The organism is Brevundimonas sp., from assembly GCF_016463485.1.
Classification (GTDB): domain Bacteria; phylum Pseudomonadota; class Alphaproteobacteria; order Caulobacterales; family Caulobacteraceae; genus Brevundimonas.
Map to the genome: position 1 here is coordinate 1 of NZ_JAEMRD010000115.1, position 10,667 is coordinate 10,667.

12 protein-coding genes are annotated in these 10,667 nt (G+C 66.9%); 8 read left to right on the plus strand and 4 right to left on the minus strand.

The window, feature by feature from the left end; genetic code table 11:
• Window positions 1-72: 72 nt before the first annotated feature.
• The gene (locus JHC99_RS14175; protein WP_292155042.1) at window positions 73-678 is read right to left on the minus strand and encodes a DUF4287 domain-containing protein; all 606 of its coding nucleotides are present in this window, start codon (window positions 676-678) and stop codon (window positions 73-75) included.
• A complete protein-coding gene (locus JHC99_RS14180) occupies window positions 678-1,034 on the minus strand; it encodes a phage holin family protein (protein ID WP_292155043.1) in 357 nt (118 codons plus the stop codon). Before JHC99_RS14180 ends, JHC99_RS14175 begins: the two co-directional genes overlap by 1 nt.
• Before the next feature lie 120 nt (window positions 1,035-1,154).
• Between JHC99_RS14180 and JHC99_RS14185 the strand changes: the two genes are divergently transcribed.
• The gene (locus tag JHC99_RS14185; RefSeq protein ID WP_292155044.1) at window positions 1,155-1,463 is read left to right on the plus strand and encodes a CsbD family protein; all 309 of its coding nucleotides are present in this window, start codon (window positions 1,155-1,157) and stop codon (window positions 1,461-1,463) included.
• 99 nt (window positions 1,464-1,562) lie between these two features.
• Here the strand turns inward: JHC99_RS14185 and panC are convergent, their stop codons facing one another.
• On the minus strand, window positions 1,563-2,450 hold the full coding sequence (gene panC, locus JHC99_RS14190; RefSeq protein WP_292155046.1) for a pantoate--beta-alanine ligase: 888 nt from the start codon (window positions 2,448-2,450) through the stop codon (window positions 1,563-1,565).
• 176 nt (window positions 2,451-2,626) lie between these two features.
• Between panC and JHC99_RS14195 the strand changes: the two genes are divergently transcribed.
• From JHC99_RS14195 to JHC99_RS14210, 4 genes are all read left to right on the plus strand, one after another.
• The gene (locus JHC99_RS14195) at window positions 2,627-3,202 is read left to right on the plus strand and encodes an SPOR domain-containing protein (RefSeq protein WP_292155047.1); all 576 of its coding nucleotides are present in this window, start codon (window positions 2,627-2,629) and stop codon (window positions 3,200-3,202) included.
• An 11-nt stretch (window positions 3,203-3,213) separates the two neighbouring features.
• On the plus strand, window positions 3,214-3,519 hold the full coding sequence (locus JHC99_RS14200; protein ID WP_292155049.1) for a hypothetical protein: 306 nt from the start codon (window positions 3,214-3,216) through the stop codon (window positions 3,517-3,519).
• A 124-nt stretch (window positions 3,520-3,643) separates the two neighbouring features.
• Window positions 3,644-4,492, plus strand: a complete 849-nt coding sequence (locus JHC99_RS14205) for a division plane positioning ATPase MipZ (RefSeq protein ID WP_292155050.1) — start codon at window positions 3,644-3,646, stop codon at window positions 4,490-4,492.
• Window positions 4,493-4,495: 3 nt separating this feature from the next.
• A complete protein-coding gene (locus JHC99_RS14210; RefSeq protein WP_292155051.1) occupies window positions 4,496-4,930 on the plus strand; it encodes a molecular chaperone DnaJ in 435 nt (144 codons plus the stop codon).
• 166 nt (window positions 4,931-5,096) lie between these two features.
• Here JHC99_RS14210 and JHC99_RS14215 read toward each other — a convergent pair whose 3' ends face one another.
• Window positions 5,097-6,602 (minus strand): D-alanyl-D-alanine carboxypeptidase, encoded by a 1,506-nt coding sequence (locus JHC99_RS14215; protein ID WP_292155053.1) that lies wholly within the window; start codon window positions 6,600-6,602, stop codon window positions 5,097-5,099.
• A 319-nt stretch (window positions 6,603-6,921) separates the two neighbouring features.
• Here JHC99_RS14215 and phaP point away from each other — a divergent pair, with 319 nt between their 5' ends.
• From phaP to clpA, 3 genes are all read left to right on the plus strand, one after another.
• Window positions 6,922-7,413: a phasin family protein gene (gene phaP, locus JHC99_RS14220; protein WP_292155055.1), complete on the plus strand. Its 492-nt coding sequence runs from the start codon at window positions 6,922-6,924 to the stop codon at window positions 7,411-7,413.
• Window positions 7,414-7,576: 163 nt separating this feature from the next.
• Window positions 7,577-7,909 (plus strand): ATP-dependent Clp protease adapter ClpS, encoded by a 333-nt coding sequence (clpS, locus tag JHC99_RS14225; protein WP_271144931.1) that lies wholly within the window; start codon window positions 7,577-7,579, stop codon window positions 7,907-7,909.
• Window positions 7,910-7,921: 12 nt separating this feature from the next.
• Window positions 7,922-10,237 carry an ATP-dependent Clp protease ATP-binding subunit ClpA gene (gene clpA / locus JHC99_RS14230; protein ID WP_292155058.1) on the plus strand — a complete coding sequence of 772 codons (2,316 nt, stop codon included), beginning with the start codon at window positions 7,922-7,924 and terminating at the stop codon, window positions 10,235-10,237.
• Window positions 10,238-10,667: the final 430 nt, after the last annotated feature.

Sequence of the window (10,667 nt, forward strand, 5' to 3'; positions counted from 1 at the left end):
GCGCATCCTTGGTAAGGCTGAGGTCGTGGGTTCGATTCCCCCCGGCGGCACCATTTCCGACAGTCGTGGCCCTCAGCCCGACGCCAGACCGCGTTCGGCCGCCAGGCTGAACAGGCGGTTGACCTCCCCATCGACCTGATCGGCGCTGTCCAGTTCGACGATCGACGTCAGGCGTTCGGACCAGCTTTCCTTGCGGACTGACGGCGTCAGGCGAGGCGATGTGTTCGGATCAAGCTTCAGGCCCAGCAAGGCCCGGCCACTCTTCAGGGGTCGCATGGCGGCGAACTGCACGGTGCGGCTGAACGCGGTGTAGCCCTTTCGCTGGCCGATGATGACGCCCTCGACGTCGGTTGCCACGCACTCGACGGCTTCGAGGATGGCCAGGGAAGCCGGGTCCTTCCACAGCGCCGCACGTAGAATCTGCGGCTCGTCCCAGCCCATTCCAGAGGTCGGTTTCATGGCGTCGAGGATGTGGGCGGCATGGTTCTGGAGCACGCCGTGTTCGGCCTTGAGCCAGGCGGTCTGCGCGCGCGGGGTCGTCTCGGGGCAGGACGTCATGATCTCGAGCCAGGCGGCGAGTGGCTTGCCGGTGTTCTTCTCGAAATTCGCCTGGACGGTGGCGAACCACTTCCTCTGACGTTCGGTCAGAACGACGCCGCCGGGTTCAGGGGCTGACATCAGTCCTTCGACTTGCCGTCGCCGATGAAGGCCCCGGCGATCCAGCTGACGATCCCGGTCACGATGGCCGCGCCGATGCCGGCGCCCAGGCCATCGACCACGAAGCCGCCCAGCAGCATGGCGACCAGGCCGATGGTGGCGGCGTTCACGACCAGCAGGAACAGCCCCAGGGTCACCACGGTGATCGGGAAGGTCAGGACCACCAGGATCGGCCGCACCACGGCGTTGACCAGCCCCAGCAGGACGGCGGCGAGCAACAGGCTGGGGGTGTCGGTAAAGGCGACGCCCGGCACGACGGCCGAGGCGAGCCAAAGGCCGGCGGCCGTGACCAGAAACTGGACGATGAACCTCAACATGGGCGTCTCCTTGATCGCGGTCCAAGCTTAGCAGAAAATCACTGCTGTCAGCGTCGCAGGGCGGAACCGCAGATCGCTGCGTGCGCTTTGGTGGCACGCAACTGCACAATGGGGATATCCATGACCGACAACCGCATCGACGGCGCCGCCACCGGCCTGACCGGCAAGCTTCAGAACGGCCTCGGCCGTCTGACGGGCGATTCCAAGCTTCAACTCGACGGCAAGCTGAACGAAGTGAAGGGCAAGTATCTGGACGTCTATGGTCGCGGCCTGGATCGGCTCGACGGCTTTGCCGCCAAGGCCCCGACGGACCTGCAGGAACCGGTTCGTGCCGGCCTCGACTTCGCGCGTCGCAAGCCCTTCCTGACCACGGCGATCGTGGCGGGCCTGGGTCTGCTTCTGGCGGGCGCAGGCGGCCGTCGCCGCTAAGGCCATTCAGGTTTCCGAGCGCGGAGCGACGGGTCAGCGACTTCGATCTGACCGTCGCTTCGTGTTCTGAACGCCACCGACGTCGGACGCGACCGCCGACTATACCGCCATATTGTCGATCAGCCGGGTCGTCCCCAGGACGGCTGCGGCCAGGATGCGGCCGGGGCCGTCCACACGGTCGTTCTCGAAGGACGCCAGGTCGGGCTGTCGGATAGCCACGTAATCGACCCGGGCGAACCCTTGGGCCAGGAGGGCGGAGGCGGCCTCGGCTTCCACGGCGGCGATCGACGCCCCGCTGGCAGCGGTGATCGCCGCCTCGGCCAGGATGCCGTTGAGGCGCCGCGCGACCTCCAGCTCCGTCTCTGACAGATAGGCGTTGCGCGACGACAGAGCCAACCCGTGGCCGTCCCGCGCCGTGGGGACGCCCACGATCCGCACCGGCATGTCCAGGTCCACGGCCATCCGGCGGATCACGGCCAGCTGCTGCCAGTCCTTTTCGCCGAAAACGGCGACGTCCGGCTGAACCTGGTTCAACAGCTTGGTGACCACCAGGGCGACCCCGCCGAACATCTGCGGCCGTGCCGCGCCTTCCAAGGTCTGGGACGGCCCGCCGGTCTCGGTGTCTCCGACGGTGATGCGGGTCACCGCGCCGGCCGGATACATCTCCTCGACCGACGGCGCATACAGCAGGTGGCACCCCGCCCCGGCCAGCAGTTCGGCGTCGCGTGCCTCGCGCCGGGGATACGTCGCGAGATCCTCGTGCGCCGCAAACTGGGTCGGGTTGACGAACACGCTGGTCACGACGCGGTCGGCCTGACGCAGGGCTTCCGCCACCAGCGCCAGATGCCCTTCGTGCAGGGCCCCCATGGTCGGCACGAAGCCGACGGAAAAGCCCTGACGCCGCCAGTCGTTCACGATGCCACGCAGGTCGGCGATCGTGCGCGCGATCGGCAGATCCGCGCCGGGGGACAGGGTTTCGATGACCATGGTTACGCCCTTAACCCTGCCTCTTAAGCTTGTTCGCGAACGGGGTCTCAACCCCTCGTGGCTAGGGTCGGCTTATGACGTCCAGCAGAATGCTTCGTCCAGTCCTGGTTTGCGTATCGGCCCTGGCTACCGCCTCGTGCGGAATGGTCGAGGGCGACCCGAATCGTTTCGAGAACATGGCCCGTTCAGTCGCCGAGGTCCGCCTCGACGGCTCGACCGATGCGCCGACCGCCTCGGCGCGGGAGCAGGGGCTTCGTCCCGCCTTCGCCTCGGCCGGAACACCGGCGCCGACGACGAGCGCCGGCCGGCTGAAGGTCGAGGTGATGGACCCGCACGACCTGTGGGACGCCCGTGACGCCGGTCTGCGCGGCGCGATCACCCAGGCGAGCACCCGCGCCGTTGAAGCCGCCGCTCCCGCTGTCGCCGAGGCCGTCGTCCAGCGGGTCTCGGACCGGATCGCCGGGGCCGCGCCGATGCGCCCCGCCATCGCTCGGGACGCAGCCCCAGCCGCCGCCCGCACGACCATCCAGCTCGGTGCCTATTCCAGCCCCGAGGCCGCCCGCGCCGCCTGGACCGACGTGTCGTCCGGTGCCGCCCGCACCGCCTTGAAGGGCCTCACCCCCGTCTTCGAGGCGGTCCAGGTCAACGGTCGGCCCTTCACCCGTCTGAAGGTTGCCGCCCCCGCCGACGCCGCATCCGCCATCTGCCGCGCGGCGGAAGTCACGGACCCGTGGTGCGCCCGCCGCACGTGAGGCGACGACGGGTGCCGGCTCCGGTCTGGTTGTTATCGGGGCTGGTCGGCACCGCTATCGTACTCACCTCGTTGGGCTGGCTGGCTGATGCGCTGACGACTGGTATTGTCCATGGGAGCAGTGTGCGCCGGCTGGTCTATTTTCATGCCGATCCGGGCGGCTACACCTTCTATCTAATAAAGCGGATAGTGCAGACACTTCTAGGTGCCGGCATCACTGCCGTCTGCTTCGCCCAGGCCTTCTGCCAGGATCGGCTGGAGGCGCACCTAAACCGCAAATTGGAGGCTTGGTCGTCGGCGCTCCGAGCGGGCCGATGATGGGCTTGGGACCATCCACAGCCCTCTCTTAACCTTTCGTTGACCTTCGCGGCCGGTGGCCCGATTCTGCGTGTCTGTATGTGCGACCTGATTCTCGCACCTCATTAAACGGGACGCAGCACTCATGGCGGCACAGGTCATCGTCGTCGGCAACGAAAAGGGCGGGGCGGGCAAGTCCACCCTGGCCATCCATATCGTCGTCGGAATGCTCCATGCGGGGCACCGGGTCGCGATCCTCGATCTGGATCTGCGCCAGCGGTCGATGGCCCATTTCTTCTCCAACCGCGCCGCCTGGACCGCCGCCAACGGCCACGTTCTGCCCATGCCGGTCGAGCCCGACATCGGCGACGGCAAGGCCCTGGCCAAGGCCGGTAATGACGAACAGCTGGCCCGGTTCGAGACCGCCTACGCTGAAGTCCATGACTGCGACGTCATCGTCATCGACACCCCCGGCGGCGACACGGCCCTGTCCAGCGCCGCCCACGCCCGCGCCGACCTGATCGTGACCCCCATGAACGACAGCTTCGTCGACTTCGACCTGCTGGGTCAGGTCGATCCGGTGACGCTGGATCTGCTCAAGCCCTCGATCTACTCCGAGAGCGTCTGGGAAGCCCGCAAGCAGCGCGCCATCAAGGAGGGCCGCCACGCCGCCATCGACTGGCTGGTGGTCACCAATCGCCTCGCCGTCGCCGAGGCCCGCAACCGTCGTCGTCTGGAAGAAAAGATGCTGAAACTGGCCAAACGGGTCGGCTTCCGCGTCGGGCCGGGCCTGCGCGACCGGGTCATCTATCGTGAACTCTTCCCGTTCGGCCTGACCGTGGCGGACCTGAGCGCCGACATTCGTCCTGTCGCCGTGTCGCTGGCCCACGTCGCGGCCCGCCAGGAGATGCGCAACCTCATGCAGGCCATGGGCGTCGAGGATGCCGACGCCGGCGCCGCGCTGGGGCAGGCGGCTCTGGATGCGGCGGCCTGATCCATGGCGCTGATCGGGCTGGCCCTCGCGGCGATCGCCGTCTGGGCGCTGGTCCGGCTGGGGCGGCAGGGCGAAACCCCGGGAAAGGGCCACTGGCGCATCGCCGCCACCGTTCTGGGTTCCGTCATGCTGGCCGGGGCGGTCCTGGCCGGATCGCGGGGCTCATGGCTGATGACGGCGGGGCTGGCCGGGGCAGGGGCCTACCTGATCTTCAGCTCTCGCATTCGCCCGGCATCTCCGCGACAGGCACCGTCTCTGGGCCAGACCCTGACCGAGGCCGAGGCCCGCGCCATCCTGGGTGTCGCGCCGAACGCCACGCCCGAAGCGATCAACACCGCCTGGCGCCGCCTCATGGGCCGCGCCCACCCGGATCAGGGCGGCACCGAGGGCCTTGCGGCCCGGGTCAATGCGGCGCGTGACAGGCTGCTGAGGCGCTAGCAGTCTTCTCCTCCCGCGCAGCGGGGGAAACCATCCCCGGCGTCGAGCGCAGCGAGGCCAGGGTCGATGGGGGCATTCAGAAACTCCCGAGACGCCCCCCATCGTCGCTGCCTTCGCTTCGCTCAGGAACGTGACACTTCCCCCGCAAGCGGGGGAAGAACCTCCACTACGCCCCCGGCCGCACCACCACACAGGTCACGCGACGCGCGGCCAGGGCCTCGCAGGCGTTCTGGGCACCCTGTTCGGTCAGGTTGGTGAAGCGCGAGCGATACCAGCCCGCCGCCGACTGGACCGAACGTTCGGCCGTCAAGAACTGGGTCCGGAAGCGGCGATTGACCTCGGTCAGCCAGTCACGGGCCACCCGCTCCTCGCGGAAGGCACCGACCTGGACCGCCCAGCGATTGGCGGGTGCAGGCGCGGGGCGCGGCGCGGGCGGCGGCGCGCTGCGGGTGACCGCCGTCGTCGCGCCGTTGAGGGAGGCGGTCAGGTTGGCCGGCGGGCGGCTGTCGGTGCGGGCGGGCGCGGTGGGCGCAGGCGTTGGTGGCGGAGTTGCCACCACGGACGCATAGGATCGAGCTCCGGCCAAGGTGGACGCGGGGGGGCTGCCCGCCACATGGATCGGCGATTGCACCTGGGCCTGCTGCCGGTAGGGCTGGGCGGCAAAGGGGGCTGCGCCGCTGTATGGGCTCGTCGGCGGATACGACGGTCCGCGCTCGCCCTCCATCGCGGCATAGGCGACGGGGCCCCCGCCGGGGGTCGAATCCGGGCTGCCGATCCCGAAGCCGCGCTGCTCGAAGAAGGTCTGGGCGACCTGGATGTTCTCGCCCCGCGCCCGTCGGCTCTCGACCTCGAAGCCGGTGTTCATCAGCTCGGCGACATGGGCGTTACGCGAAACGGACGACCGTCCGCCCAGCACGATGGTGATGATCCGCCGCCCGTCCCGCACCGCCGAGGCCGCCAGATTGTAGCCCGAGGCATTGGTGAAGCCGGTCTTGATCCCGTCATAACCGTTGCCGCCCAGCAGCAGGCCGTTGGTGTTGCGGTATTCACGCCCCTGGTAGTTCCAGTCGTGAAGGCCGAAATAGCTGTAATACTGGGGGTAATCCCGCATCAGCGCCCGCGACAGGATGGCCAGGTCGCGCGCCGAGGTGATCTGGCGGCTGTCGGGCAGGCCGTTGGGGTTGACGTAGCGCGTCTGGGTCATGCCCAGCGCCTGGGCCTTCAGCGTCGCCATGGCCGCGAACCGGGCCTGGGATCCGCCGACATGCTCGGCCAGGACCATGGCCATGTCGTTGGCCGATCGTACCGTCGTCGCCCGCATGGCGTCGTCCAGCCGGATGGTCTGACCGGCGGCGAGGCCCAGCTTGGATGGCGGTTGCGATGCGGCCAGCGGGGACACGGTCACGATATCATCGACGCTGACCTTGCCGGCCTCGATGGCCTCGAACACCAGATACAGGGTCATCATCTTGGTGACAGAGGCCGGATAGCGCGGGTCGTCGGCGCGGCGCGCGAACAGCACCTCACCGGTCGTCGCATCGACCACGATGGCGGCATAGCGGGCGTTGTCCGACGACTGCGCCACGACCGGCGACAAGAAGGGCACCCCAAGCGCCACGGCCAGGCTGATCGCCAGCAGAGCCGCGCCGATACGACGAATATACCCTGTCATCATCAACCCGCAGGCCTCGCGATTCGGACCGGCCGCCATGGACGGAAGGACACTGGTGTGGTGCGGCCCCCCGGCGCGACGTCTTTCGCATCTAGCATGAAAGCGTCGAGTTTCGCGGTGGTTAACACAGTCTCAACGCAGATTTGAACGGCGCTTCCCTCATGCCGCTGTCACGCGAGGGTCTCGAAAATGTTGCACTGCACAAAATCCCTTGACGCGCGTTCGCAGTTGCACCATATGGAGCCTGTCGCACCGGTCCCCCGGTCGCGAGAAAATCACGCGGGCCACCCCGCTTCACCGACTTCAGGAGATTTTGCTCATGGCCGACGCCGCAGAAACCATCAAGCCCACCGTCGAAACCGCTGCCAAGGCCGTCAAGGCTTCGGGCGAGCAGTTCAAGGCCCAGTCCGAAAAGGTCCAGGCCGCCGGTACGCAAGCCCTCAAGGAAGGCCTCGAGAAGTCCACCGCCGCCTTCGGTGAACTGAGCGCCCAGTCCAAGCAGAACCTCGAAGCCCTGACCGCCTCGGCCACCGCTGCCCAGAAGGGCGCCGAGGCCCTGTCGGCCCAGGCCCTGTCCTACGGCAAGACCAGCTGGGAAACCGGCGTCGCCGCCGCCCAGACGATCGCCAAGGCCCGTTCGGTTCAGGAGCTGATCGAGCTGCAGACCTCCTACACCAAGTCGGCGATGGAGACCTACATGGCCGAAATGACCAAGATGACGGAAACCCTGACCGCCTCGGTCAAGGACAGCTTCCAGCCGATCAACGCCCGCGTCACCGCCTCGGTCGAAAAGTTCCAGGCCGCCCGCTAAGCGACCTGCACTCTCAGTAGCGTAGCAAGGGGCCCGGCGCGAAAGCGCCGGGCCCTTTTGTCATTGATCCGGTCCGATCACGAAACGCGTGACTGGACGCGACTACAAATCCGACGGATGTTTCCTATCTAGCGTTTCGACTCCCCGAAATGATGGACAACGAATGCCTACCAAACGGCCAGGTGAAGGACAGGGGCAGGGCTTCGGTTCTGCGACCGTCACCGAAACGAAGCCGAAGCTTCAGAAGCCCTCGTTGTATCGGGTGCTCATCCTGAACGACGACTACACGCCCATGGAATTCGTCGTCTATGTGCTGGAGCGGTTCTTCCAGAAGAGCCGCGAGGACGCGACCCGCATCATGCTGCATGTGCATCAGCATGGCGTCGGTGTGTGCGGCGTCTTCACCTACGAAGTGGCTGAAACCAAGGTCGCCCAGGTGGTCGAGACGGCGCGCCGTCACCAGCACCCTCTGCAATGCACTATGGAAAAAGACTGAGAGGATCTCCCAATGCCCTCGTTTTCACGTCCTCTCGAAGAGACCCTGCACCGCGCGGTCTCCTACGCCAACGAACGCCGCCACGAATATGCGACGCTCGAACACCTGCTTCTGGCCCTGATCGACGATCCCGACGCCTCAGGCGTGATGAAGGCCTGCAACGTCGATCTGGTCGCGCTGAAGACGGCGCTGACCCTCTATGTCGACACCGACCTGGCCGCCCTCGCCACCAGTGACGGCGAGGACGCCAAGCCGACGGCCGGCTTCCAGCGCGTGATCCAGCGCGCGGTGATCCACGTCCAGTCCTCGGGTCGTGAAGAGGTGACCGGCGCCAACGTCCTGGTCGCGATTTTCAGCGAGCGGGAAAGCCACGCCGCCTACTTCCTGCAGGAGCAGGACATGACCCGGTACGACGCGGTCAACTTCATCGCCCACGGCATCGCCAAGAAGGCCGGCGCCGGCGAGGCCAAACCCGCCAAGGGCTCGGCCCAGTCCCCGGAGGAAGCCGAAGACGCCGCCGCCGTCAAACAGGGGGGGGAGGCGCTGGAAGCCTATTGCGTCGACCTCAACGAGAAGTCGAAGAAGGGCAAGATCGATCCCCTGATCGGTCGTCACGCAGAGGTCGAACGCGCCATACAGATCCTGTGCCGCCGCACCAAGAACAACCCCCTGCTGGTCGGCGAGCCCGGCGTCGGCAAGACCGCCATCGCCGAGGGCCTGGCCCGCAAGATCGTCAACCACGAGGTCCCGGCCGTGCTGGAAGGCGCGACCATCTACAGCCTCGACATGGGGGCTCTGCTGGCCGGCACCCGTTATCGCGGCGACTTCGAGGAGCGGCTGAAGCAGGTCGTCAAGGAACTCGAGAACCACGAGAACGCCATCCTGTTCATCGACGAGATCCACACGGTGATCGGCGCGGGCGCGACCAGTGGCGGAGCGATGGATGCGTCCAACCTGCTGAAACCCGCCCTGGCGTCGGGGACCCTGCGCTGCATGGGGTCGACGACCTATAAGGAGTATCGCCAGCATTTCGAGAAGGACCGCGCCCTGGTGCGGCGCTTCCAGAAGATCGACGTCAACGAGCCGACGGTCGAGGACACGGTGAAGATCCTCAAAGGGCTGAAGAGCTCCTATGAGGGGCATCACAAGCTGCGCTATACGGACGCCGCCATCCGCACGGCGGTGGAACTGTCGGCCCGCTACATGACCGACCGCAAACTGCCGGACAAGGCGATCGACGTGATCGACGAGGCGGGGGCGTCGCAGATGCTGCTGCCGGAATCCAAGCGCAAGAAGGTCATCGGCCAGAAGGAGGTCGAGGCCGTCGTCGCCAAGATGGCGCGCATCCCGCCGAAGTCGGTCTCCAAGTCCGACACCGAGGGTCTGCGCGAACTGGAGAAGGACCTGAACCGGGCCGTCTTCGGCCAGGACGCGGCGATCGAACAGGTGGCCTCGGCCATGAAGCTGGCCCGGGCCGGCCTGCGCGATCCGCAGAAGCCGATCGGCTCCTTCCTGTTCGCCGGCCCCACGGGCGTCGGCAAGACGGAGGTGGCCAAGCAGCTGGCCTCGACCCTGGGCATCGAGATGCTGCGCTTCGACATGTCGGAGTATATGGAGCGGCACACGGTCAGCCGCCTGATCGGCGCCCCTCCGGGCTATGTCGGCCATGACCAGGGCGGGCTTCTGACCGACGCCGTCGACCAGCATCCGCACGCCGTGGTCCTGCTGGACGAGATCGAGAAGGCCCACCCGGACGTCTACAACATCCTGCTCCAGGTCATGGACAACGGGATGCTGACCGACGCGGTCGGCAAGAAGGTCGATTTCCGCAACGTGGTCCTGATCATGACCACCAATGCGGGGGCCGCCGACAACGCCCGGGCCTCGATCGGCTTCGGCCGCGGCAAGGTCGAGGGCGAGGACGAAAAGGCCATCCAGCGCCTGTTCGCGCCGGAGTTCCGCAACCGTCTCGACGCCGTGGTCTCGTTCAAGGCGCTTCAGCCGGAAGTCATCCGCCAGGTGGTGACCAAGTTCATCCTGCAGCTGGAGGCCCAGTTGGCGGACCGCAACATCACCATCGAACTGACCGACGACGCCGCCGACTGGCTGGCCAAGAACGGCTTCGACGAACTGTACGGCGCGCGCCCCCTGGGCCGGGTCATCCAGGAGAACATCAAGAAGCCTTTGGCCGACGACATCCTGTTCGGACGTCTGACACGCGGCGGCCATGTCAAGGTGGCTCTCGTCGACGGCAAGATCGCCTTCGACATCACCCCGACCCCGGGCGCTGCGGTCAAGGAAAAGGCCGACGAAGACGCGGCCGTCTGAGTAAACTCGTCGTTCCTTCGCCGATTAGAAGGGCGATGCACGTCTCTCCTCCCCGTCGGCCGCTTGGCCGATGGGGAGGTGGCGCGGCGCTCCTTCAGCGCCGTGACGGAGGGGGCGACACGGTCTGTCCGGTGGGGATTCTCGAAGTGATCGAGGTGCATCCGGTAGCCCTCATTCCTGTCACCGAGTCGCCCCCTCCGTCTCCTCGCAAGAGCTCGGATCCACCTCCCCATCGCTGCGCGACGGGGAGGAGACGGCTTGTCCGAAGCCTCGAACTTGCGAACTTCAGCCAACCAATCCCTTGCCCCACAACGGATTGCAGATTTCTCGGCCTCTCAAACGCGCCCAGGTATCCACCCCCGCTATACTGCCCTTCGTCCCGTCGCGGGGAAGGGCGCAAGGCCTTGCGATCTTGTTGCGGCGGGGGTGT